The sequence below is a fragment of the Streptomyces sp. NBC_00328 genome, from assembly GCF_036139655.1.
Taxonomy (GTDB): domain Bacteria; phylum Actinomycetota; class Actinomycetes; order Streptomycetales; family Streptomycetaceae; genus Streptomyces.
Window position 1 is genome coordinate 1,631,253 of record NZ_CP108013.1, and the last position, 24,141, is coordinate 1,655,393.

Consider the following 24,141-nt stretch of genomic DNA (forward strand, 5'->3'; position numbering starts at 1 on the left):
CCTTCACCGACCCGCCTCCCCAGGCCATGGTCGCCCGACTGCGGGCGAACCGGGAGGTCGGCCTGCCGGCCGCCTCGTTCACCTATCCCACCGCCGCGGCCGACCACGGATACGCCGCGCGCCGGATCGTCCAGCCGGAGGTCCGCGTGGAGTGTCGATCCTGTGGTCCGCGCGCACCCAATCCGCCGCCGTCGCACGTCTCGTGGGAAACGCCCGGCGATGCCCCGAGGAGCACGGATGGCTGCTGGCCACGCACAACGAGACCAGCGCCGATGCCCAGGCCCCGAGACCTTCCCAGTAACGTCGGGGCCGGCGCTAAGCGATCCGTGCACGGGAGTCCCTGTTCGGATTCCCGCCTCGCCCGTTCCTAACGCATCACCAGGCCACCGTCGACCGTGAGTACCGGCCCGTCAGCACGGCGGCGTCCTCTTCGACGAGCATCGCCACCACGGCTGCGGTGTCGTCGGGGGTGAGCGGCCGGGGCAGCGCCTGGAGCGCCGCGACTCCTCGAACTCCGCCGTCGGCACGACGCCGGTAGCCGAAGTGCGAGTCAGCCCCGGGGTCACAGCCGTGACCGCGATCCCGTGGCCGCCGAGCCCGACGGCGAGGGCGTGGGTCATGCCGATCAACGCCCCTTTGGACGCCACGTACGCGCGCATGTGCGCGCCCGGGGGACGCCAGAACGTGTTGGACACGATGAAGACCACCCTGCCGAAGTCCCGCTCACGCATCCCCGCCGGGAAGGCCTGGTTGAGCAGCAGCGCCACCTCGACGTCCACTGCCTGGACCGGACGCCACAGGTCGAGTTCGAAGTCCTCGAACGGTCCGAAGGCGACCATTGCAGCCGAGTGAACCAGGACATCGCACCTGCCGTAGCGGTCCAGCACCAGTTGCGCGGACCGGCGCACATCGGCCGGATCACCTAGATCGACCGGGACATCGCCGGTGCGGTCGAGCACGACCACGGTGTGGTTGACCGCAAGCCGCGCCGCGATCGCACCGCCGATCGCACCAGCGCCGCGGGTTACGACCGCGACCCGCCGGCTCCCAACGGTCACAGTAGACGAGGTAGACACTGCTCAGCGCTCCTCTCACTGCCGAATCCGTCGGCACCCGGGCTGCCCCACCGCGGCGACCAGCCGCCACAGAGAACCCGTCCGCTTGCACCTGATGAACACGCGACCCGACGAACGTCCAGGTCGGGTGGTGTTCGACATCGAAGAAATCAGCACTGCGGAGGTGGGCGTCGCGCTGGGGCTGACCGGCCGGTGTACACCTGGGTCGCGTCAACCGTAGCCTCGACGCGCGCCTTCTCCGGCTCGTCGGCATCGACCTCCAGCAAGCCGTGCACGTTCTTGAGCTGCCCCCGCACGTAGGTGACCATCATGTGCCTGGCGCGGAACTCCGCCGCAGTATGACCGGGCTCGAAGAACCATTTGGCCATGGCCACATGCTCCCCTGACCTACCCCCCTTCAACCAGGACGGATCCGATGACGGTCACGGAGCGCGTACGGCAGCCGTGGGGGCTGACGCGCTCGTGGTGCGTCACGGGTGTTCGTACACACCCTCGGCGATGAGAGAGACGCCGATGCCCAGCATCCAGACGTCCTTGGCCAGCGCGATTCCCTGCTCGGTCGGGCGCAGGCTGCCTTCCTGTCGCATCCCCGGCGTACGCAGGTAGAGCCCGAGGGTGCCAACGGAGAATGCGGTGAGCGCAACCCCGGCGACAGCGGCAGGGACGACCGGCAGGAGCAGTGTCGTGGCAATGGCGAGCTCACCGGCGGCGAGCAGCCGTACGAACTTGTGGGAGTCGTGCCTGCCCAGGAACGGGTAGGTCATGGCGGCGAACTGCTGCAGCCTCTCGGCGGTGGCCTCGTCCGCACCGAGTTTCGAGAGCCCCGAATTCAGGAAGAACGCGCCGCTCGTGAGCCTGAGCGGAAGTTGCCGAGCCGCGGAAGATCGTGCCCAACCGAATGCCATGCCGAGCCTCCCAACATTGGCCCCGGATACAACCCTGCCATCCGTTCGAAGCATGTCAAACGGGGGCCGATTCGATTCTCCCCCACCGGCTGGGCCCCGGAGGCCCAGGACCAGGTCAGTGCAGGTGAAGCTGCCAGTCAGCCGATCCCGGGGCATTGCCCCACGGCCCCGGGATCGGCTGCGAGGTCGGGGTACGTGTCGCCGCATCGCAGGTGGGCCAGGGCGAGCAGGGCCTGCCAGCCGACGGGCAGGCGCCGCCATCGCGTGGCGATCTCCCGCCGGTGATCGGCCGGTTGCCTGGCCAGGTGCCGCAGCGTCCGGCTGGACAGATCGATCGACGACGGGTGGACCAGCACGCCAGCTGACCTCCCACGCAGCTCAAAGCGCAATCGGTCGGTACTTCAGAGCCTCATCGACAATCTGCTCCGCAGACGATGCCCGAAGGTTGTCCAAACGGTGGAAGACCAGGTCACTCACCCGGGGATGCGACACGTTCGTCTCCAGGAGCCGCAGATAGCAGTCACTCTCCGGGTCGGCTTTCAGGAGTCTGCGAACGATCTCCACGAGCTCGTCCCGGGCGATGTCCGCAACCATGGGGCGAGCCGGCCGGGCCGCCTCCCTGCCGAACTCCTCCAGGCTCCTGCTGCCGTAGTACTCAGCGAAGTCGAGGGCCACGTAGTCGTGCCCGGTCATCGCGTTGAAGGCCGCGATCGCCTCTCCTGCCGCCTCCGGACGGGCTTCCGACAGGTCAGCGATCCGCTCCACCTCGGCGCACGGTTCTCACTCCCGCAGCGCGTGCCGCGTCGGTGGCGCACGGCGTGGCGCCCGTCACCGTCACCCGGCTCAGCGGGTTCGCTGCCCGGCTGCTCGCACACGCGCCGGGCAGTGAAGGCGACGCCGACGGCCCAGCCGGAGACGGCATCGCGCATGGACACGGCATCGCCGTGCCGCCCATACGTTGACGGAAAAAGGTACGCAGTTGGGGGGAGCCTGCTCAACCACCGGGCCGCGGGCCGCCCGCCGCTACAACCAGCACACGCCGGGTCCCCCGACCAGCCGTTGACCCGCATTCGACGACGACTCCCCGCGGGCCGACCCTACTTCTGCTGGGACCAATGGTTCGTGGACCCACTGGACGCCACCGCGCCGGACCCCCGCCCCGACGAGGGGCCGGGGAGGGGGACCGCCCCCGTCCCACGAGCCCCAACAGCCCGGCTGGCCCAGGGCATTACGAGCCATCCGTTCCTGGCTCACCCCGCCATCACCCTCAACCGATGGTGGCAATCCTGGACAGGCACTGACCCCCTCCGAGCTCCATGGTCCCCGCGCAGGCGCGGATTATCCGACGCCGGCCGATCGGGAGGACCGTAAGACCACACCGGAGCGCGAGCGGTGCGGCAGGATGCCCGTCATCAGGCTTCAATCGCTTCATAGCGCCGGGCAGGCGGTCCAGCAGGAACGGCACTCTTCAACACCGGCCGCCAATCTGGGTAAGACCCGAAGATCCCTCCAGACAAAGACCCAGCCCGAGGGAGCGCGTCGGCCAAGGTCCGGACCGTTCCCGGGCCGGTGATCCTGCCCCCACTTCTCGACGGCGCCATGTGCGCTGCTCAGCGATGCGCTACCCCTGTGCCACCAGCAGACGAAGAATCTTCTGGGACGAACGCGCACCGCGCCCAGGCGCAGCACCTTGCCCATACCCACGGCGGCTGGGCGGCAAGGCCGGGCTCGGTCCCTCAGCCCGGTCGCGTACCACGCAACGACCCTGAGCCGATCAACCCCAGATGTCCGAATTCCACCGAGCGTAGTCGGCACCAAGTCGGCACGGGAGGGGTGAACACGGGTGATGACATGGGCTTTTGGTCAGCACCGAACCAGCACGGGTACGCTGCCTGCTCACTGATGACGTGCGACCCAGCGCGCTCGTGAGTCAAGAGACCGTGTTTCAGGACCAAGCACCTTTTCGCTCTCCGTGGTCACCTTCATCTGCGTCATAGGGTTGAAGAGCAGGTAGCGTCGGTCGGCGGGGCCGGCGGAGCGGAAGTAGTCGACAGCGCGGTCACTGAACGACTTCATGCCGACGAGCCTGACGTACGTGTCGGTCAGCTCGCGCCGCACGTGCGGGAAGCCGGTGACGGAACGGCCGTAGAGGATGCGGTTGTGGGCATGGGTGACGGCGTCGTACATCGCGTGCTCGCAGATGCCAATCGATCCGGAAGCCGCCGTTGCCGTCGGGTTCGAGCAGCATGTCGGTGGAGCAGATGTCGGCGCCGTGGGTCTTTTCGAACAGACCGAAGGCGAAGACCTCTCTCTGAGTGAGGAGTCCCGCAGTGCGGGAGCGGGCGGCGGCGTGGTCGCTCTGCCAGATCGGACCGAGGCCGAGGATCGTGACCCTGCCAGGCGTACCAGTGGTCCAGGCCGTAGAAGCCCAGGAACTCGTTGAGCGCGGCGATCCGGGCGGTGTCCCACCGCTTGTCCGGTTCCCCCTCCCCCCAACGGACGACGGCGTCAGAAAGCGGCGAACAGGTTCTCCTTCGCTGCGAAGGAGAGGAAGTCACAGAGCCACGCGCGGGTCCGGTCGTCCTGGATCAGCCGCTCCAGACGCAACACCGACACGCATGGCTCAACACCACCGGCACCCCAAAGCAACGGCTTGGAGCGGATGACCCAGGGGGTGGTGTCACCGGTCCCGAGAGGCGTTGTCGGAGACGCTGATGAGAGGTCCGGCTACCGCCCCGCCGAGCGCAATGCCCTGCATCCCCCGGGCGGCAGGTCTGCATAACGTGGGGGCGGCCTGATCATGCTGCTCCTGTGCGCGCCTCTACAGCGATCTCGGACCGGCCATCACCGTCGGCGCCGGCGCCCGGTGGTCCTGCGGCGGTCGTCGCATCCTGGCGGGCGACGCCCCCGGCAAGGTGAGCACGGCCCCACCGGCCGCGGCATTGCACCTCATGGTCAGCGTTCACCGCGCGATCCGCTGATGTGGGCGAAGCGACCCCCGGTGTTATTCAATGAGGTGTGCGGTCAGGGATCTCGGTGCCCCGACGCACGGGTCCGAGTGCAGCCCCGACGCACGGGTCCGAGTGCAGCCCCGACGCACGGGTCCGAGTGCAGCCCCGGCGCTGCGCCGGGGATTGCGAGAGAGCCGCATGGACTCCACACCCTCCCCCTCGTCCCCTTCGCCGTTTGACATGGTCAGCAGTGCCCTCGGGCGCTACATCCCGCGCGGCGGAGCGGCAGCGGCAGTCGGTCCTGCGAACGCGCAGGGCGACCGCGCCACCCGCCAACGCGTACCCGACAACCCGGCAGCCGACCGTCAGGATCAGATTCTCGGCGTGGTCAACCTGGACAGGGATCTGAGAATCATCGGCTGCAATCTGGACGCCCCCGTATTCGCGGGTCTGGACGCCGTGGCCGGGAGTCCTTTCGCCGATCTCCTGCCCGCCGGGGACGTACCGACGGTCACACGGCGGTTGCGGCAGGTCCTGGAGATCGGTGAGGCGCACGTCGCCCGGATCCAGCGCCTGCGGCGCGGCGACGGGTCGGAGCTGGTGGTCTCGCTGAGCATCCTTCCCGCCGCGGCGCCTCAGGAGGGCTTGACCGTCTCCGTGATCGCCATGGCCAGGAGGCTGCACCTGTACGCCGCCGAGACCGCGATCGGCACCTCGCTGGACATCGGCGAGACCGCGCAGTCGCTGGCGGAGTCCCTGCTGGCTTGGGGAGACGTGGCCGCCGTCGACCTCGACTTCGCCGTGTGGACGGGCGAGGGAGTCACCGAGCATGCGCAGGGGCGCATCCGGCTACGGCGGGCAGCCCTGGTGCCGGACCGGGCGTGGCCCGAGGGTTACGTGACTCCGGGCGGCGATCTTCCGAGCGACGCGAGTCGCCTGCTGGCACAGGCGGTACGGCGGGACGATGCGCCGCAGCCCATCGTCATACCCGACCGGGAGGCGGTCGAGCGGCTGCTCGGCAGTCAGCGAGTGATCCGTGCCCTGGTGCCCGGTGACCGGTCGGCGAGTGTGGCGTGCGTACCGCTGGTCCTGGACGGCGCGCCACCCGTCGTGCTGGGCTTGGCGGAGGTCTGGCGGCGGGCGGACCGCCCCTTCCGCGACAGCGAGTTGTTCGACCTGCAAGAACTCGTGGCCAGGACCGCCCATCACGTCGACCTGGCCCGTCAACACCAGCGCGAGCATACGCAGGTGCTGGCGTTGCAGCGCCGGCTGCTGCCCCGGACCGGCGGCCACACCATTGAGATCGCCAGCGTCTACCAGCCCGCCACCCCCGACAGCGCGGGCGTCGGCGGCGACTGGGTGAACAGCTTTCCTCTCCCGGACGGCCGTACCGCGCTGGTGGTCGGTGACGTCGTCGGGCACGGCCTGGGAGCCGCGGCAACCATGGGCCAGCTGAGCATGGAGGCCCGCGCGCTGCTGTCCGCGGGGATGGCACCCGACGAGGTGCTGGAGCACCTGGACGAGACCGTGACGCTGCTGGACGACGCGGAGTCCGGGCTGGCGGCCGGCTACAGCGCCCTCGGCTCCACCTGCTGCATCGCCCTCTACGACCCGGTCAGCCACCACGTGACGCTCTCCAGCGCGGGCCACCTCCCTCCGGTCCTGGTGCTTCCGAACGGGCACGCAGGCCCGCTCGCGGTCCGCCCTCACCCCGGACTGGGCGCAGAGTTCGCGCTGCGGGAGCCGTTCGACGTGCACACGTTCGGCGTGCCCCCGGGCTCCCTGCTCGCCCTCTACACCGACGGCCTGGTGGAGGATCCGGCCCTGTCGATCGACGAGGGCATCAGCAGGCTGGCGGATGCCGTTTCCACGGTGCACCCCTGGGATGCCCTGCAGCAGGCCGCACGGCACGTCGTCTCCGCGCTGGCGCCCGTGCGCCAGCGCGACGACGTGACCCTGCTGCTCGCGCGCATGATCGGCTACCGCAAGGGGGACACCGCGACCTGGCGGCTACCCGCTCGCGACGACGCGCCCGCCCGTGCCCGCGCGCACGTCTCCGCACTGCTGCGGCAATGGCACACCAGGAGCGACACCCAGGACGACGTGGCGCTGCTGGTCAGCGAGCTGGTCACGAACGCGGTGCGCTTTGCCGCCGGTCCCATCACGATACGACTGATCAGGGCCAATGGTCACGGCCTGCTGTGCGAGGTGGGCGACACCGGCAACGGCAGGCCGCGTCTGAGCCGGGGCGGCCTCCTCGACGACGGCGGGCGTGGCCTGCACATCGTGCACCGGCTCACCACCCGGTGGGGGGTGCGGTGGACGGACACCGGCAAGGTGGTCTGGGCGGAAGTCGCAAGATGACGCGGCTGCGGGGCGCGGCCGGGCGTACGCGAGCGCGGCAAGGGCAGGGACGGCGTGCGCGTCAGCCGGCGCCACCGACGGTACGGACGGCGCCCTCAGCGGTACGGGTGGCGTGACCGGTGATGCGGGCGGCCCGTTCGCTGCTACGGGTGGCGCGGGCTCTCACTACAGCCACTCCCCTTCCAGGGCGGTGGCGGTGAGGCCCGGTGCCGCCGCGTACAGGACGGCGCGACTGCCCGACTTCTGTCCGGCGTCGTGCGCCCGCCTCAGGATGTCGAACACGGCGGCGCCTCCGCGGTTGCCGCTGGTGTAGCTGTCCCGGCTGTAGTCCAGCAGCCCGGACGGCCATGCGTCGGGCATCGTCTGCTCCATGTACTCCAGCACCCGGGTCCCGCCGGGGTGCGCGAGCAGCACGTCGGGGTGCCAGGAGTCGGGGTCGTCCTGGTAACGGAGACGCAGCCACTCCCACATCGCGGTGACCGTCTCCTGTACGGCGCGCGGCCCGCGCCGGTCCATCACGAAGTGGGTGCCGTCCGCCCGTGTTTCCAGGCAGTGCAGGTCTTGGGTGTCGGGCACGGTGTGGTGCCAGGCCGCGTCCAGCCGCAGGACCGACTCGCGCCTCGGGCGGCCCGTAACCACCGCGGCGACCGCGGTGTCCGCGAACAGCAACCGGACGATCAGGGACTCGAGGGTGTCGTCCGCGGGCTGGTAGGTCGTGCTCAGCGCCTCCGCGATCACGACCAGGACCACCCGATCGGGGTCCGCGGCCACGAGATCAGCCGCCAGGGCCAGGGAGCGGGTCCCCGCGACACAGGCCCACTGCGTGGCCGGCAGCAGCATCACGTCGTCGCGGAGCGCAAGCTTGTTGGCCAGGGCGATGTCCAGACCGGGCAGCGCCGGGGTGGTGGAGTGACTGGTGATCAGGCAGTCGATGTCTGCGGCGTCCAGCCCGGCGATCTGCAGGGCCCCGCGCGCCGCACGCTCCCCGTAGGACTGCACGGCCTCCCAGGCCGGCGCGGTGCGCTCCTGGACGGTCTGCGGCGCGGGTATCGCCTCGAGGGCGGCGATCACGCGGTCCACGTCCTGCTGGGTGAACCCGTCGCGTGCCAGCGCCTCTTGGGCGGTCCCGATGCCGACAGCCTGCAGGCCGCTGCCGTCGCCGGGCGCGACGGCGGTCTCCAGCGGCAGCATCCACCCGCGGGTCTCGATGCCCGTACTGGCCGCGATGCCGTCGATCCGCGGCGCCCACGCCGCATGCGGGTGCCGGTCGCGCACCTCCGCCACGATCTGGCTGGTCTCCACGGCGTGCTCGCCGTGTATCACGGCAGGAGGGCAGAGGTAAGCGGCCATGAGGGGCACCTTTCCAGAGGAACGAGGAGGAACGTCACGAGGGCTGCGCCATGGGCCGCTTCGGAACTTCGCGCCCATGCCGACTGGCTCCGCTTCGGGAGTCGCTGTCCAGGTCGAGCATGGACACGAAAGGGACATTTCCGCTGTGACTAAGCCAACTTGGGCGGCTTTGAAGGGCGTGATACGGCACACACCGCCGAAACAGAGGGGCCCTCAGAGCGGTCCACAGGTCTTACCTGACTAGCCGTCAGCCAGAGGGCTTGCCAGGTCCGGGCGCGCACCGCCGGCGGGCTGGTGTCGGCGCCCGCCGTGACGGTCCCTCGGAGGCGGCCCTGCCGGAGACCATCCGGCTGATGACGCGACACGACATCGAACGACTCCCGGTGGTCGACGAAAAGGACCGGCTCGTCGACATCGTCAGCCGCCGTGACCTGCTCCAGGTCTTCCTCTGCTCCGCCGAGGAGATCTGGCAGGCCGTGCGACGTGAGGCGTTCGCCGACGCGCTCCAGGTCAGCCCCCAGATCTCCGAAGTCGCCGTCCACGACGGTGCGGTCACGCTCACCGGGCAGCCGGAAAGCGGCGCAGCGCCGCCGTCGCGGTGGGTCCGACGCGCCCGCTGGACGGTGTCGTCGACGTCGTGGACGACCTCACCTGCCGCTTCGACGACAGGCACACACAGGCCCGCGGACCGACCGAGCACGGAATGGCCGACGACTGGCTGCGCGGGTCATGAGCCCACGGACCCACCCGCTGTCCGCCGACCTTGCGGCCACGGGGGGGGCAAAAGCCCTCGGACATGGTCGAGATGGCCCACAGATCGGGGCCGGTCGCCCGCCCAGCCGCTGGTCCGGCTCAAAGGGGCCCGCACCCCGGCCCACTGGGCGCCGCTGCCCGACGGAACGTATCCGACACGGATCAACGGGGGTCCGGCTGCGGATCATCGACGCGCACATCGCCGTGGCGTGCTGCCTGACGGAGAACCAGGCCGGATTGGACAGGCTGTTCCGGAGAACCTGTTGCCGTCGCGTCGGCCGCGAATCGCCCCGCGCCGCGTCAAGTGTCCGATCTCCCGGCACCCGTCACCACCGGACCAGGCCCAGGTCCTCGGCGCGGCCCGCATCAGCGACGTGACCATCACCGTGGACCAGAGTCAACAGGCCCGGTGGGTCGACGTGACCGGACGCTGCAGTTGATGGGGACCGACCCGGCACGTTCCTGGCGCGCCTGCGAGATCACCCGGGGGTCGGCTTGGACGACGCACTCGGACTGCGTGCCGAACTCGGCCGGTGGGTCCACGAGGGCATCCTCCGCAGGATCGCCCGCGGCGTCCACGGGCTTGACGACGAGTGAAAACGTCCGGCTGCCGGCACGACCCCGTCTCCGGGGCGCTGACAACCGTGAACTCGCCCTGACCACGCGGCCTTGGAAGTACCCCGACGAGTTGCGTGAGCGAGCCGTCCGCGAGGTGAGGACCTCAGGCCGCCCCGTCTCGCACGCCGTCCGGGACCTGGGCATCCACAAGGAAGCCCTGTCGCGACGGGTCCGCCGGGCCGAGGCCGACCACGGCGAGCGGCCCTATCTGCTGACCACTGCAGAGAGTCAAACTGCTGCGAGGCCACCGCGGTGGCCTCGCCGACCCTCAAAGCGCGGCCCCGCTCCCGGCGGCCGTCATGCCAGCTCCAGGACGAGCTTGCCGACGTTCCCGCCACGGAAGAGCATCTGCAGCGTCTCGGGGAAGTCGTCCACGCTGCCTCTCACGACGTGTTCCCTGACCTTGATGCGGCCGTCGGCGATCCAGGCGGAGATGTCCTGCGCGGCCTGCGGGTAGCGCTTGGCATAGTCGAAGACGACGAATCCCTCCATCCGGGCGCGGCGCACCAGCAGTGTCAGGTAGTTCGAGGGGCCCTCGACCGGGGTGGCGTTGTTGTACTGACTGATCGCACCGCAGACCACGACGCGCGCGTGCATCGCCAGCCGGGTCAGGGCAGCGTCGAGGATGTCGCCGCCCACGTTGTCGAAGTAAACGTCGATGCCGTCGGGGGCGTGCCGGCGCAGCGCCTTCCTGACGTCGTCGGCGCGGTAGTCGATCGCCGCGTCGAATCCCAGTTCGTCGGTGAGCAACGCACACTTCTCCGGCCCCCCGGCGATGCCCACCACCCGGCAGCCCTTGGCCTTCGCGATCTGACCCGCGATGGTACCGACCGCGCCGGCCGCCCCCGACACCACGACGGTCTCGCCGTCCTTCAACGCCCCGACGTCCAGCAGGCCGAAATAGGCGGTCATACCGGGCATGCCCAGTGCGCCCAGATACGTCGAGGACGGAGCGAGGGCGGTGTCGATCTTCATGGCGCCCTCGCCGTCGGAGACCACGTGCTCCCGGACGCCGAACATTCCGACCACGTGATCACCCGGCTGGAAGTCGGGGTGGTTGGAGGCGGTGACCTCGATGACCGATCCGGCGCGCATCACCTCACCGATGGCCACCGGCGGCAGGTAGGAGGGACGGTCGTCCAGCCAGCCCCGCATCGCCGGGTCCAGGGAGATGACGCGCGTGCGGCCCGCGAACCGGCCCGGGCCCGGTTCCTCGACGGGCCCCGCACAGTGCTCCCAGTCATCGGGTTGCACCTCGCCCACGGGGCGGGCTGACAGACGGATCTGGCGGTTGGTCGCGGACATCGCGCCTCCTGTCGTTGCGGCTCCCCCTGACCATACCGACCAGTAGGTACGCCGGTGGTCGTGACATGCGCCACAGGCCGCCCCGCCCGGCGGGCACCCATGGTTCGCGGGCCGTCGAGCCGTCGACCGACAGCGCCGGCCGGATGTCACGTCGAGCCCAAAACGTGACGCCCCACAGACTGTCCGGCGTACCAACCAGTCGGTATCGTGCGCCGCCACCCCTCCCCCCAGCCCTCCACGGAACCGAGCCGAGCCGAGCCGGAAGGCCACGCGATGACATATCCCCATGACCAGCGGTACCCGCAGGAGGAATGGCCGCAGCCGCGGACCGAGCCGTACGGCCGTGCCCCCGGGTACGAGTCGTACGGGCGGGATCCGGGGCAGGAGCCCTTCCCGTCCGGATACGACGACGCCCCGTACGACTGGTACGGGCAAGCCACCCGGCAGGAACCGTACGCGCACGAGACGCATCGGCACAGCGCCGACCTCGCCGCCCTTCGCTCGGCCTACCGCGTGCTCCGCCGGGTCTCCACGATCACCGCACTCGGCTCCTTCGTGGTGTACGTGCTGCTGTCCTGCTACGCACCGGAGCTGATGGGGGCCCGGATCACCGGGGAGCTGAGCCTGGGAATCGCCCTGGGGATCCTTCAGCTCGTCGTCACCTTCGCGGCGGTCTTCTCGTACGAGCGCAGCGCACGACGCTCGGTGGACCCGTTGGCCCGCGTCGTCAGGGAGCGGGCGGCCGACCGGCCCGCGGGGGTGGCGAGATGACCGACTTCGACTCCGGGTCGCAGGCCACCGTCCTCGTCCTCTTCACCGCCCTGGTCACCGTCACGCTGCTGATGTGTGTGATGACGGGACCGGACCGCGACGACCTGACGAACTTCTACACCGGCTACCTTTCGCTCACCCCGTTCAAGAACGGCCTGGCCATCGCGGGCGACTACATCTCCGCGGCCACGGTGCTGAGTACCAGCGGCATCATCGCGCTCGCCGGATACGACGGCTATGTCCTCACGGTCAGCACCGCCTTGTCTCTGGTTCTGCTGATGTTCCTGCTGGCCGAACCTCTGCGCAACGCCGGCAGGTTCACCATGGGCGACGTCCTGGCCCGCACCATGCCCGGGCGGGCCGTGCGCATCGCTTCCTGCGTCGTGACGCTTTCGGCGACCCTGCCCTTCCTGGTCGTCCAGCTCTCCGGGGCCGGGTCGCTGCTCACCTTCATCCTGAACATCCCGCACGGGGCGGGCGCCAGGACGGCATGCATCGTCATCGTCGGCAGCCTGATGATCATTTACGCGGCGCTCGGCGGTATGCGGGGAACCGCGCTCCTTCAGATGATCAAGATCGTCATCCTGCTCGGCACCAGCGTCGTCGTCGCCGCCCTGGTCCTGCACCGCTTCGGCTGGAACCCCGGAGACCTGCTCAGGGCCGCCCAGCACGGCAGCGGCACGGGCCCCGCCTTCCTTCAGCAGGGCCTTCAGTTGGGAACCTCGGCCGGTGACCGGCTGGACTTCGTCGGTCTCCAGATCACCGTGGTCCTCGGCGTGGCCTGCCTGCCCCACATCACCATGCGTCTGTACTCCGCGCAGGACGCACCGGCCGTGCGTCGCTCCATGTCGTGGGCCGTCGGCACGGTCACCACCTTCTGCCTGCTCGTGATCATCTTGGGCACGGGCGCGGCAGCCCTGGTGGGATCGCGGTCCATCACTGCGGTCGACCCGCACGGCAGGACGGCGGTGCTCATGCTGTCGCAGGTGCTCGGCGGGGCCCCCGCCTCCGCGGGTGCGACGATTCTCTACTCGGCCGTGGCGGGAATGGTGTTCATCACTCTGCTGTCCTCGGTCGCGGGAATGACGCTGGCCGCGGCCTCGTCGCTCGCTCACGACCTGTTCGCCCATGCGGCGCGACGGGGACAGGCGGAGCCGCGTACGGAGATGACGGTGGCGGCGTGGACGAGCGTGGCCGTGGGAACCGTGGCCATCGGGCTCGCCACCCTGGTCCAGAAATGGGACGTCGGCGTGCTGACCACTCTGGCCGTCTGCATCGGGGCATCCGCGGTGGCTCCCGCGCTGACCTACTCCCTGTTCTGGAGAGGATTCACGCGCACCGGCCTGCTCGCCACCCTCTATGGCGGCGCGGCCTGCGCGCTGGTGCTGATGGTCTTCTCCAAGGCCGTCTCGGGCACGCCGTCCGCCGTCTTCCCGAACGCCGACTTCCACTGGTTCCCCATGCAGTCCACCGGACTGGTCTCCATCCCGTTCGGATACCTGGCGGGCTGGCTGGGCAGCCGTCTGGACCACCGGCGCCGCGCCGCCGGCAGTCGGGAGAGCCGGAGGCTGTACGAGGAGAGCGAGGAACGTCTGCTCGCCGCAGCCGAATGACCAAGGTGGCGGGGGCGGACCGGGCAGGCCGCCCCGGCGCCGCCACAGTCCGCCCTGGGGCCCAGGCCCTCACACGGGGCCCCAGGGCAGCGAGATGCCGACACGCACGCCGCTGTGTGAGGCGGCGACCGAAATGGCCTGCGACGGTCAGGTGAGCATGCCGGCCAGCGGTTGCTCGGTCCACACCGTTTTGCCTTCGCGGGTGTAGCGGGTGCCCCAGCGTTCGGTCATCTGGGCCACCAGGAACAGACCGCGCCCGCCCTCGTCGGTGGTACGGGCGCGGCGCAGGTGTGGTGAGGTGTGGCTGGTGTCGCTGACCTCGCACACCAGAGACCGTTCACGGATCAGCCGCAGGGTCGCAGGGCCGCTGGCGTAACGGTAGACATTGGTGATCAGTTCGCTGGCGATCAACTCGGTGGTGAACGCCAAGTGCTCCAGCCCCCATTCCGTCAACTTGGCCGAGGTCAACGCCCGGGCCCGGGCGGCGCTGGCAGGCTCCAGCGGCAGACTCCACGAGGCGACATCGTCCGGTGGCAGGACGTGGGTGCGGGCGATCAGCAGAGCGACATCGTCGATGGGGCGCGATGGCACGAGCGAGTCGACCACCGCTTGGCATGTCCGTTCCAGTGCGTCCGCAGGGCGGGAGAGCGCCGCACACAGTTTGGTCAGGCCGACGTCGGCATCGATGTGGCGTTCGCCGATGACTCCGTTGGTGTACAGGCACAGCAGGCTTCCCTCGGCCAGCTCGATCTCCCGAGCCTCGAACGGCAGCCCGCCCAGGCCGAGCGGCGGGCCGGCGGGCAGGTCGAGCGGTGCCGCCTGTCCGTCCGGAGCCGTCACCACCGGCGGCGGGTGGCCGGCACGGGCCACGGAGCAGCGCCGGGATACCGGGTCGTATACGGCGTAAAGGCACGTGGCGCCGACTACCTGCTCGCCCACGGGCCGTTCGCCGGCCCCCTCCTGTTCGGCCGCCAGCAGGGTGACCAGGTCGTCCAGGCGGGAGAGGACCTCGTCCGGTTCCAGGTCGAGGCTGGCGAGCGTATGTACGGCGGTACGCAGCCGGCCCATGGTGGCGGCAGCATGGATGCCGCGTCCCACCACGTCGCCGACGACGAGGGCGACCCGGGCCCCGGACAGCGGAATGACGTCGAACCAGTCGCCGCCCAGACCCGGTGCCGCGCTGGCCGGCAGGTAGCGCAGGGCCACCTCGACGGCCGACTGGTCCGGAACCGCCCGGGGCAGAAGGCTGCTCTGCAAGGTGAACGCGGTCTGCTGCTGCTGGGTGAAGCGCCGGGCGTTGTCGACGGCAACGGCGGCGCGCGAGGCGAGTTCCTGGGCGAGGGTGAGATCGTCCGCCTCGAAGGGATCGGGGCGGAGCGAACGCCACAGGGTCATCACACCCAGCACCAGGCCACGCGCGGCAAGAGGTACCACGATCAGCGAGTGGACGCCCAGGTCCGGAGCGTGGACCCCCTGGTGGCCTTTCACTGAGAACCAGTCGGGCGAAAGAACCGGTTCCAGGACGGGCCGCCCTTCGGCCAGGCATCTGGCCTGGGGTGTGTCGGGCCCGAACTCCACCGGCTCCCCCTCGGGGTGGGACGGGCCGGGTTGCTGGGCGCCGACGCTGCAGGCACCCACTCGTACCACAGGCCCTGCGATGGCCTGCGCCAGTTCCTCACCGCGCGTCACCGGCTGAAGCAGGTCCACTGACGCATGGTCGGCGAGGTGAGGCACCATCACCTCGGCGAGTTCACGAGCGGTCTCTGCCACGTCGAGGGTGGTTCCGATACGGCTGCCGGCCTGGTCGAGGAGCGCGAGCCGACGCTGGGCCCGATGGCGTTCGGTGATGTCCTCGATCATCTCGGCCACACCCAGGATGCGGCCGGAGGGGTCCTCCATCCGGAAGGACGAGACCATCGCGACCCGCTCCTGTGCCGGGTCCCGCTCCAGGCGAACGAACTGCTCCGAGTAGACCAACGGTCTTCCGGTCTCCATCACCTGGTGCACACGGTCCACGGCCTTGCGTGCGTCATCGGCTACGAGGAAACAGCCCGTGGGCAGCCCCCGGAAGTCCGCTGCCGGGACGCCGGTGACGCGTTCGATGGCCCGGTTGACCCGGAGAAGGGTCAGGTCAGGCCCGTGGACGACCAGGCCGACCGGGCTCCGGCGGTACAACCCGTCGAGAACCGCGCGGTCTCTTTGCCACTCCAGGAGGTCAGCCGCGAGTGCCCCGGCAAGAATCCACTCACGGACCCGGTCATGGCGTGAGAGCGCATGGGCCCTGAGCCCCATCTCGACGAGTGTCCCGTCGCGGTGCCGCACCTTGAGCACGCCGAACCAGCCGCCGGCTCTCCTGCAGTTTGCCGCGGCCTCCGTGACAGTCGGCAGATCACGAGGATCGACAAGGACCTCGAATGCCGGACGCCCGATCACGGCCGCGTCCGGATGGCCGAGCAGTTCCTGGGCCCGCCGGTTCCATCCGACCACGACTCCCCGGTCGTCGAGCACCGCCAGGGCGGCGAAGTGCGGGGCGAACGGATCGTCGTGGCTTGCGCTGAGCTCCGTCATCCGCATCTCCACCGCCGGCTGACCCGCTGATACACCTAAGCCTAGTGAACCCGGTGGGGCCGCGCGCGCGCCGACCGCGGCCGGCGCGGGTGATCACGGCAGGCCCGCCGGGCCGCTGTCAGCGGCCCGCGGACACCCAGCCGGGTGTGGCTCCTGCGCGTCCGCTGGACAGCGAGCCTCCTCCACGGCCGGCGGCCCGGTCCGGCGCCGCCGTGCCCGGCGGACGTCGGATCGCAGGCACGCACGGCTCCGGGCTCCCGTGACGGGGCGAGGGCGGTCCCCAGGCGTCGGAGCATCGACGCGGACCGCCCCGCCGGCTCACTTCGCCGTCGGGCCGAACTCCTTGCGGGTGTCGACCGGCTCGCCGAACAACTGCCACCGTTCGCCCTTGAACCGCATCAGCTGCATCGTCTCCAGCGGGAAGGCGTCACCGTGGCCGGTGGACATGGTGACCCCGGGCAGCAGCATGCCCACCTTCACGTCCTTCAGGCTGCGCACCGCGTCCCGCAGTCCTTCCCTGGTCGGGCACTTCATCGCGTCCAGGGCCTGGTGCAGGCTGGAGGCGACGGCCCAGCCGTAGGCGTTGAACTGGTTGGCCGGGTCGGCGTCGGGTGCGTACTTGTGGAGCGCGTCCTTGTACGCCTTCATCTCCGGGTCGGCGGCCCACTGCGGGTCGGCGGGGTCCTTGAAGTAGGTGGCCGAGACCACGCCTTGGACGTTCTTGAACCCGACCGGCTTGAGCACGGCGGCGGACGAGGCCACGTTGTTCACGATGTGCAGCGGGTTCCACTTGGTGTTCTTGGCGTCGGCGGCGAGGGCCTGGCTGCCGAACTTGGGGGTGGTGACATCCAGCAGCACGTCCGCCTTGGAGCGTGCGAGGCTCGCCATCTGTGCCGACACGGAGGGGTCCGTGACCTCGTAGCTCTCCTCGGCGACCACCTTGACGCCGCTGCCGGCGACGGCCTTCTTGAACCCGCCGAGCAGGTCCTTGCCGAAGTCGTCGTTCTGGTAGAGGACCGCGACCTTGGCCTTGGGCCTCGCGTCCTTGAGGTACTTGGCGTACACGCGTGCCTCGGCCACGTAGTTGGGCTGCCAGCCGATGGTCCAGGGGTGCTGGTCGCCCGTGCCCCAGGCGGAGGCGCCCGTCGCGACGAAGGGCTGCGGCACCTTCTGCTTGTTGAGGTAGTCCCACACGGCTGCCGTGGACGGGGTGCCCAGGGTCTGGAACACCGCGAAGACCTTTTCCTGCTCGACGAGTCTGCGGGCCTCCTCGACCGCCTTGGGCGGCTGGTAGCCGTCGTCGCGGACGACGAACTCGACCTTGCGGCCGTCTATGCCGCCCTTGTCGTTGACGTGACTGAAGTAGGCGGCCACGCCCTTGCTGATCGTGCCGTACGCGGAGGCAGGTCCCGACAGCGGGTAGATCCCACCCAGCTTGATGGTCTTGTCGGTGATGCCGGTGGTCTGCTGGCCCTTGCACGCGCCACCGGCGGTGGTGTCCTGGGCGTCCTGACCTCGCTGGCTGCTGCAGGCGGTCGCGGTGAGCAGTGCGGCGGTCGCGGCCGCGGCCGCCCGCAGAGCGGTCGTCTTGCGCATGTGGTTCATTCCTTTTCCGTGCGGGGCGGTGCGCCCACGGGTTCGGCGTCGACAACTGCGGGGTCCGCAGGAGTGTGGGTCTCGGAGGGTCCGGACAGGGCCTGGGACTCCGGCTCCGCATCGGGCGCGGATTCGGCCTCCGGCGTCCGGTCGAGGGCAGCGGTGGTGCGAGGCGGGCGACGGGCGACTACGCCCAGGACACGGCCCGGCAGACCGGCCAGTCCCGTCGGGGCCACGAACATCACCGTGATGATCAGCAGGCCGAACACCACTCCCGGCGCCGCCTCGCTGACGTCCTGGGACACGCTCGGCACGTACATCACGAACGCCGCCCCCAGCAGGGGTCCGTACAGCGAGCCGAGACCCCCGACCACCAGGCCGGCCAGCAGGGTGATGGACAGAACGAAGCTGAAGGAGTCGGGCGAGACGAAGCCGATCACCCAGGTGTACAGACACCCCGCGACACCCGCGAACATCGCGCTCCACGCGAAGGCGAGGGTCTTGTGCAGCGCCAGCCGCACGCCCATGACCTCGGCGGCGCTCTCGTTGTCCCGCACGGCCAGCAGGGCCCGGCCGACCCGGGACCGCAGCAGGTTGCGGGCGAGCAGCAGGGCCACCGCGGTGACGGCGAGGACGACGAAGTACATCCACTGGTCCTCGGCCAGCCCGCTCCACGCCGGCGGCTGCAGCTTGTTCACGGTCAGCCCCATGGAGCCGCCCGTCACCGGTTCGAGCCGCTTGAGCAGGGGCGGCAGGAACACCGCGAACGAGAGGGTGACCAGGGCCAGGTACAGCCCGCGCAGTCGCAGCGCGGGCACGCCGAACCCGAGGCCCAGCAGGAAGCATCCGGCGGCCGCGGCCGGCAGCGTGGCCAGGTGGCCGGTGTCGTACCGGTCGAGCATGACCGCCGCCGTGTAGGCGCCCGCCGCGAAGAACGCGCCGTGTCCGAGCGAGATCTGCCCGCCGAAGCCGGTCAGCAGGTTCAGGCCGGACAGCGCCACGGCGTACACGAGCACCATGGTCAGCTGGAAGACCTGGAAGGGGGCGAAGTAGAACGGTGCGCCGACGGCGACCGCCGCCGCGACGAGGACGGTGAGCGTGGGCCGCAGCCACCGGACCCGGTCGGTGCCGAGTGACGCTGTGATGGTGCTCATGCGCGCTCCACCGCCGCCCGTCCGAAGAGGCCCTGTGGCCGCACCAGCAGCACCGCCAGAATGATCACCAAGGGGACGCCCACCTTCAGATCGGCGCCGATCACGTCCACGTACGCCCCGGTCAGGGTCTCGGCGACACCCACGAACAGGCCGCCGACGACCGCGCCGACCGGGCTGTCGAAGCCTCCGAGGGTGGCCGCGGCGAACGCGTAGATCAGCACCCCGCCCATCATGTTGGGCTCCAGGAACAGCACCGGGGCGACGAGCACGCCCGACACCGCGCCGACCGTCGCGGCCAGGCCCCAGCCGAGCATCAGCACCCAACCCACCCGGATGCCCGACAGCCGGGCGGAGGCCGGATTGCAGGCGACCGCCCGCATCACCAGGCCGATGGAGGTGTGCTGGAACAGCAGATACAGCAGGCCCATCACGACGGCCACCACACCGATGATCCCGAGCGTCGACCAGTCCATACGCACACCGGACAGGTCGAGTCCGCCGTCGGGGAAGGGCTGCGGGAAGTCCTTCACGGTGAACGACCAGATCAGGCCGGCCAGCGCGTTGACGAAGATGAACAGGCCGACCGTGACGATGACCACCGTCAGCTCGGGCGCGCCCTGTACGGGGCGGATGACGATCCGCTCGAGCAGCATGCCGCCGGCGAAGGACACCGCGAGGGTGACCGGCAGTGCCAGCCAGTACGGCATCCCGGACGCCACCAGCTGCCAGGCGACGTACGTCGAGAGCATGGCCAGCTCGCCCTGCGCGAAGTTGACGATCCCCGTGAACCGGTGGATCAGTACCAGGGCCAGCGCCAGGCTGGCGTACACGGCGCCGGAGCCCAGTCCTTCCACCACTTGCTGGAGCAGATCGGTCACGGCGCTCACCCGGCCTTCCGGGAGAGGACGGAGACCCCGAGGTACACCTCGGCGACCTGCCCGTCCTCGCGGATCTGCGCGGCCGGTCCGGACAGCACCAGCCGGCCGGCCTCCAGTACATGGGCTCTGTGCGCGATATCCAGCGCGAGCTGGGCGTTCTGCTCGACGACGACCACGGTGGTGCGTTCCTCCTCGTTGACGGCACGGACGATCTCGAACAACTCGCGGGTGACCAGCGGCGCGAGCCCCAGGGACGGCTCGTCCAGGAGCAGCAGCGAGGGCCGCAGCATCAGCGCCCTGCCGACGGCGAGCATCTGCTGCTCGCCGCCGCTGAGGCTGCCGGCGGCCTGCCGCGACCGCTGGCGCAGCTTGGGGAAGTAGTCGTAGATCCGTTCCAGGTCGGCCACCACGGCCGCACGCTCGGTGCGGCCCCGCCGCCGCAGGCCGGTGCGCAGGTGGGCGCCGATGCGCAGGTTCTCCTCGACGGTCAGGTCGTTGAAGGTGCCTCGGCCCTCGGGCACATGCGCCACACCGAGCCTGGCGGCCTGCTCGGGCGAGCGGCCCAGGAGTTCCGTGCCGTTCAGGGTGACCGACCCGCGACCGCGGACCATGCCGCACAGCGCCCGCAACGTCGTGGTCTTGCCCGCGCCGTTGGGTCCGAGGATCGCGCACACCTCACCGCGGGCGACGGAGAAGTCGAGGCCCTGGAGCACGCGGGCCTGGCCGTATCCGGCGTGCAGGTCGGAGACCTTCAGGAAGTCCGGCTCCGCACCCGCCGCGGACTCGGTGCTGCCGGTGGTGGGCTCGCTCACGCGGCCACCCCCAGGTACGCCTCGACGACCGCCGGGTCGCGCTGGATCTCCTCCGGCGTGCCCTCGGCGATCTTGCGGCCGAAGTCGAGGCAGACCACCTTGTCGCACAGGCCCATCACGAAGGCCATGTGGTGTTCGACCACAACGAGCGTGAGGTCGAACTCCTGGCGCACCGAGCGGACCAGATCCGCGAATTGGTCCACCTCGCCGTGGCTGAGCCCGTTGACGGGTTCGTCGAGCAACAGCAGCCGGGGCCGTACCGCGAGGGCCCGGGCGAGTTCGACGCGTTTGAGCGTGCCGAACGGCAGTCCGGAGGCGGGACGGTCGGCGACGTCCGCCAGGCCGAGCCGTCGTAGCAAGTCGTCCGCCTGGTCACGTAGTGCTCTCTCCTCCCGCCGGACGCGGGGCAGCCGGAGCGCCGCGGCGAGGTGTCCGGTGCGCCCCCCGCTGTGGGCGCCGACCATGACGTTCTCCCGGACCGTGAGCTGCGGGAACAGGCCCAGGTTCTGGAAGGTGCGGGCGATGCCGCGCCCGGCCACGGCGTGCGGGGGGAGGGCGAGCAGGTCCTCGTCCTCGAACCGCACCTCTCCCCCGTCGGGAGCGCAGCGCCTGGTGAGGCAGTTGAACAAGGTGGTCTTGCCGGCTCCGTTCGGCCCGATGAGCCCTACGGCGGTGCCCGGCTCGACGGTGAAAGCGACACCGTCCAATGCCGTGATCCCGCCGAAGCGCACGGTGATGTCTTCGACCGCGAGCATGAGTGACGCCCTTTCCGATGTGCTGGGGGGTGGGCGAGCGTCACAGTAGGTGGGGGCGTCGCGGGCGCACATTGGGTGTGAGCACCCAACTTCTCGGTGGCCGAACTGTGCGCCGCGCACAGGTGCCGGGAGATGTCTCACGTGGAACCTGTTGACGAAGCACGAGGAGGGCGGCGACGATCGGCCCCATGCCGCGCGGTCCCGCACTGGGCAATCCCCGACTCTCCGAACCGCTCCGCCGCGAGCGGCGGCGGATCCTGCACGCCGTCCACGACCGGGTCGAGGAGGTGGCGGAGACCGCCGTCGAGGTGATGCGCGCGGAGATCCCGTCGTACGCACTGCAGGACGAACGGTTCTTCGGCGACGTACGGGACCAGGTGCTCGAGCACTACCAGATGCAGCTCGCGGCGCTGGCCGGCGATCGGGACATGACCCCCGAGGACCTGGTCTTCAGCCGCGCGGCGGCGATGCGCCGAGCACGTGCCGGGTTCGCCCTGGAGGACTGGATCAGTGCCTTCCGGGTCGGCCGGCAGGTGCTGTGGGACGCGCTGCTGGACTGCGCGGGCACGTCCGCCGAGGCCCAGCAGGCCGCGCTGTCCCTCGTCACCCCGCTGATGCGGTACGTCGACTACGCCAGCACCCATGCCGCGCAGGCTTACGTCGAGTACCAGCAGCACGTGGTGGCGGACGCGGACCGGGAGCGCCGCGATCTCCTGGACCAGCTCCTGGCCGGGGTGGCACCCACGCGCGGTCCGCTGATGGCCGCGGCTCAGGCGTACGGCGTCGGACCGCGCTCACCGATGATGGCGGTCGTGGCGGTGTGCGTCGGCGACACCCGCACCGGCGACCCGACCTCGGCCGAGAACGGGTATGCCGCCAGCGCGTCGATCAGCGTCGCCGGGCCCTGGGCCGGCAGAACGCTGGTCGTCGTGCGCCACGGCGAGGTGGTGGCCGTTCCCGTGGTCCGGGCCGGCATGGACGCAGAGGACATCTGCGCCCACTTCGAGACCGTGCAGCGGCGGCTCGCGCGGGCCGGGACCATGCTCTCCATGGGAATCAGTACGGTCGCCCAGGGCGCAGGTGAACTTCCGCGTGCCTACCAGGAGGCGCGGGCCGCCCTCGACCTGGTGCCGGACGGGGGCGGGGTGGCAGCGCTGCCACGGCTGTCCCCGTTCGACTACCTGGCGCTGCGCGCCGACGACCTCGCACGCCAACTGGTCGATCCCCGAGTGCGGTTGATGCTGGAGGAGGACCGCAGACGTGGCGACACGCTGGCCGCCACCATACGGGCCTTCGCGGAGGCGGACCTCAACCTGCGGCTGGCCGCCGAGCGCTTGCGGGTGCACCACAACACGGCGCACTACCGGTTGCGCCGGATCGAGGAACGCAGCGGCCGCAATCCGCGCCGGATCGCCGACCTCCTGGAACTACTGGTCGCCCTCGCCATCCGCGACGGGGCCGAGGAAAGCGGGGATTGCGAGTGAGCGGCATCGGGGAATCTGCCGGGCCCGAGGCGGCACGTCAGCTGCCGGGCGGGCAGGGGGACACGGGCCTGCCTGAGGAAGCCGCCGGGCAGGACGGAAGCCTCCGGCGCACGCTGCTCGACGCCGCGCTGGAGGTGTTCGCCGAGCGCGGTTACACCGACGCCGGTCTCACCGAGATCGCGGCGCGCTGCGGCATCCCGGTGGGCAGCCTCTTTCAGCACTACGGCGGAAAGCGGGGGCTGTATCTCGCCCTGTGGGAGGAGTTCCGGGAGGAGCAGGAGCGTCGAACCGCGGCCACACTGACCGCCGAGCGCAACCGCGGTGTGGAGGACCCCGCCGCCCTCTTCATGGCGGGAGCCAGGGCCTACCTGGAGGGTGCCTGGGACAACCGGAGGCTCGGCAGACTCCTCGTGGAGGACGACGGTCCCGCGGGCTTCGACGCGCTGCGCCGACAGTGGGACCGCGCATGGGTACGGCGCAACGCCCGGCTCCTGGAGATCGACGAGCGGCGACGCGCCGGCCGGGTCAGGGTGAGCGTGCTGACCACCGTCATCGGAGGAACGGCGCGCGAGCTGGGTGACTGCGGGGACGAAACGGAAGCCCGCGAGATCGTGGACGAGGTGTGCGGCATCCTGATCCATCTGTCGGCGCCGCCCGGCTGAAACGCCCGGCACCGGGCGGAAGCGACAGGAGCGGCCCCTGCCCGACGACGCCTCACTCCCCGGACAACCCGCGCCGAGCGCCGCCATCGACCTCGCCCGCCGCCTCCACGCCGATGACCTCCTCACCGAACTGCCTCAGGGCAACAGCGGCCACGGGGGTGTACGCCTCGGCGTCGATCGCGACGCGGTCCGGGCCAGGACCTGTCCGGCCGATCAAGTCGCAGGAAAGGGACGGCGCCTGTCCGGCGCTGTGTCCGCGGCGTGATCGGCCGGCCAGGTCCTGGTGCCGCAGCAGGCAACGTTCGCACCGTCGCGACGCCCGGCACGCTCCCCCAAGCTCTCAGCTTCGCTCGAGCAGGGGGGACCCCCATGACGCCGCTCCTTAACGGGCAAACGTTGCCCGCCACGGCACTAGCCTCGCTCGGCCGGCTGACCTTCATCGAATTCGAGACCGTCATGACCACACCGGCCCTCCAGGTCGCGTGACCGAACCTGTCACCCAAACCTGCAGTAGACCCGACCTACG

At 70.4% G+C, this 24,141-nt stretch carries 18 protein-coding genes and 5 pseudogenes; 9 read left to right on the plus strand and 14 right to left on the minus strand.

Annotation, left to right across the window (positions count from 1 at the left end):
• Positions 1-410 precede the first annotated feature (410 nt).
• From OG485_RS06970 to OG485_RS06990, 5 genes and pseudogenes are all read right to left on the minus strand, one after another.
• Entirely contained in the window at positions 411-1,058 is a 648-nt protein-coding gene (locus OG485_RS06970; RefSeq protein ID WP_328665104.1) for an SDR family NAD(P)-dependent oxidoreductase, read from the minus strand.
• A gap of 167 nt (positions 1,059-1,225) precedes the next feature.
• Positions 1,226-1,444: a YceI family protein gene (locus OG485_RS06975; RefSeq protein ID WP_328665105.1), complete on the minus strand. Its 219-nt coding sequence runs from the start codon at positions 1,442-1,444 to the stop codon at positions 1,226-1,228.
• 102 nt (positions 1,445-1,546) lie between these two features.
• Positions 1,547-1,981, minus strand: a complete 435-nt coding sequence (locus OG485_RS06980; protein WP_328665106.1) for a hypothetical protein — start codon at positions 1,979-1,981, stop codon at positions 1,547-1,549.
• Between the two features lie 167 nt (positions 1,982-2,148).
• Positions 2,149-2,337: pseudogene (locus OG485_RS06985) on the minus strand (IS5/IS1182 family transposase); the annotation flags it as partial.
• A gap of 22 nt (positions 2,338-2,359) precedes the next feature.
• Positions 2,360-2,746, minus strand: coding sequence for a hypothetical protein (locus OG485_RS06990; RefSeq protein WP_328665107.1), 387 nt, complete (start codon positions 2,744-2,746; stop codon positions 2,360-2,362).
• Between the two features lie 336 nt (positions 2,747-3,082).
• Between OG485_RS06990 and OG485_RS43950 the strand changes: the two are divergent.
• Positions 3,083-3,352, plus strand: a pseudogene (locus OG485_RS43950) (IS701 family transposase); the annotation flags it as partial.
• 582 nt (positions 3,353-3,934) lie between these two features.
• Here the strand turns inward: OG485_RS43950 and OG485_RS06995 are convergent.
• A pseudogene (locus OG485_RS06995) lies at positions 3,935-4,576 on the minus strand (hypothetical protein); the annotation flags it as partial.
• A 554-nt stretch (positions 4,577-5,130) separates the two neighbouring features.
• Here OG485_RS06995 and OG485_RS07000 point away from each other — a divergent pair.
• Positions 5,131-7,296 carry an ATP-binding SpoIIE family protein phosphatase gene (locus OG485_RS07000; protein WP_328665108.1) on the plus strand — a complete coding sequence of 722 codons (2,166 nt, stop codon included), beginning with the start codon at positions 5,131-5,133 and terminating at the stop codon, positions 7,294-7,296.
• Positions 7,297-7,461: 165 nt separating this feature from the next.
• Here OG485_RS07000 and OG485_RS07005 read toward each other — a convergent pair whose 3' ends face one another.
• Positions 7,462-8,646, minus strand: a complete 1,185-nt coding sequence (locus tag OG485_RS07005; RefSeq protein WP_326789396.1) for a type III polyketide synthase — start codon at positions 8,644-8,646, stop codon at positions 7,462-7,464.
• 598 nt (positions 8,647-9,244) lie between these two features.
• On the opposite strand from OG485_RS07005, the gene OG485_RS07015 reads away from it, so the two are divergent.
• From OG485_RS07015 to OG485_RS43955, 3 genes and pseudogenes are all read left to right on the plus strand, one after another.
• On the plus strand, positions 9,245-9,379 hold the full coding sequence (locus OG485_RS07015; RefSeq protein ID WP_328674857.1) for a hypothetical protein: 135 nt from the start codon (positions 9,245-9,247) through the stop codon (positions 9,377-9,379).
• Positions 9,380-9,479: 100 nt separating this feature from the next.
• Positions 9,480-10,058, plus strand: a pseudogene (locus tag OG485_RS07020) (hypothetical protein); the annotation flags it as partial.
• Positions 10,055-10,213: pseudogene (locus OG485_RS43955) on the plus strand (transposase); the annotation flags it as partial. The pseudogenes OG485_RS07020 and OG485_RS43955, both read left to right, overlap by 4 nt.
• A 101-nt stretch (positions 10,214-10,314) precedes the next feature.
• Here OG485_RS43955 and OG485_RS07025 read toward each other — a convergent pair.
• Complete coding sequence (locus tag OG485_RS07025; protein ID WP_328665109.1) at positions 10,315-11,322, minus strand: NADP-dependent oxidoreductase; 1,008 nt, start codon at positions 11,320-11,322, stop codon at positions 10,315-10,317.
• Between the two features lie 273 nt (positions 11,323-11,595).
• On the opposite strand from OG485_RS07025, the gene OG485_RS07030 reads away from it, so the two are divergent.
• On the plus strand, positions 11,596-12,093 hold the full coding sequence (locus tag OG485_RS07030) for a DUF485 domain-containing protein (protein WP_328665110.1): 498 nt from the start codon (positions 11,596-11,598) through the stop codon (positions 12,091-12,093).
• Positions 12,090-13,706 carry a sodium/solute symporter gene (locus OG485_RS07035; RefSeq protein WP_328665111.1) on the plus strand — a complete coding sequence of 539 codons (1,617 nt, stop codon included), beginning with the start codon at positions 12,090-12,092 and terminating at the stop codon, positions 13,704-13,706. The genes OG485_RS07030 and OG485_RS07035 overlap by 4 nt, the downstream gene beginning before the upstream one ends.
• A gap of 147 nt (positions 13,707-13,853) precedes the next feature.
• Here OG485_RS07035 and OG485_RS07040 read toward each other — a convergent pair whose 3' ends face one another.
• The 6 genes from OG485_RS07040 to OG485_RS07065 all read right to left on the minus strand — a co-directional run bounded on the left by OG485_RS07040 (position 13,854) and on the right by OG485_RS07065 (position 21,469).
• Complete coding sequence (locus OG485_RS07040; protein WP_328665112.1) at positions 13,854-16,274, minus strand: SpoIIE family protein phosphatase; 2,421 nt, start codon at positions 16,272-16,274, stop codon at positions 13,854-13,856.
• A gap of 318 nt (positions 16,275-16,592) precedes the next feature.
• Positions 16,593-17,870, minus strand: a complete 1,278-nt coding sequence (locus OG485_RS07045; RefSeq protein ID WP_326789390.1) for an ABC transporter substrate-binding protein — start codon at positions 17,868-17,870, stop codon at positions 16,593-16,595.
• Between the two features lie 5 nt (positions 17,871-17,875).
• Positions 17,876-19,024: a branched-chain amino acid ABC transporter permease gene (locus OG485_RS07050; RefSeq protein WP_326789389.1), complete on the minus strand. Its 1,149-nt coding sequence runs from the start codon at positions 19,022-19,024 to the stop codon at positions 17,876-17,878.
• A complete protein-coding gene (locus OG485_RS07055; protein WP_328665113.1) occupies positions 19,021-19,911 on the minus strand; it encodes a branched-chain amino acid ABC transporter permease in 891 nt (296 codons plus the stop codon). Before OG485_RS07055 ends, OG485_RS07050 begins: the two co-directional genes overlap by 4 nt.
• On the minus strand, positions 19,908-20,714 hold the full coding sequence (locus OG485_RS07060; RefSeq protein WP_328665114.1) for an ABC transporter ATP-binding protein: 807 nt from the start codon (positions 20,712-20,714) through the stop codon (positions 19,908-19,910). Before OG485_RS07060 ends, OG485_RS07055 begins: the two co-directional genes overlap by 4 nt.
• Positions 20,711-21,469, minus strand: coding sequence for an ABC transporter ATP-binding protein (locus OG485_RS07065; protein WP_328665115.1), 759 nt, complete (start codon positions 21,467-21,469; stop codon positions 20,711-20,713). The genes OG485_RS07060 and OG485_RS07065 overlap by 4 nt, the downstream gene beginning before the upstream one ends.
• A gap of 188 nt (positions 21,470-21,657) precedes the next feature.
• Here OG485_RS07065 and OG485_RS07070 point away from each other — a divergent pair, with 188 nt between their 5' ends.
• Entirely contained in the window at positions 21,658-22,953 is a 1,296-nt protein-coding gene (locus OG485_RS07070) for a PucR family transcriptional regulator (RefSeq protein ID WP_328665116.1), read from the plus strand.
• Positions 22,950-23,615: a TetR/AcrR family transcriptional regulator gene (locus OG485_RS07075; protein WP_328665117.1), complete on the plus strand. Its 666-nt coding sequence runs from the start codon at positions 22,950-22,952 to the stop codon at positions 23,613-23,615. The genes OG485_RS07070 and OG485_RS07075 overlap by 4 nt, the downstream gene beginning before the upstream one ends.
• Positions 23,616-24,141 lie beyond the last annotated feature (526 nt).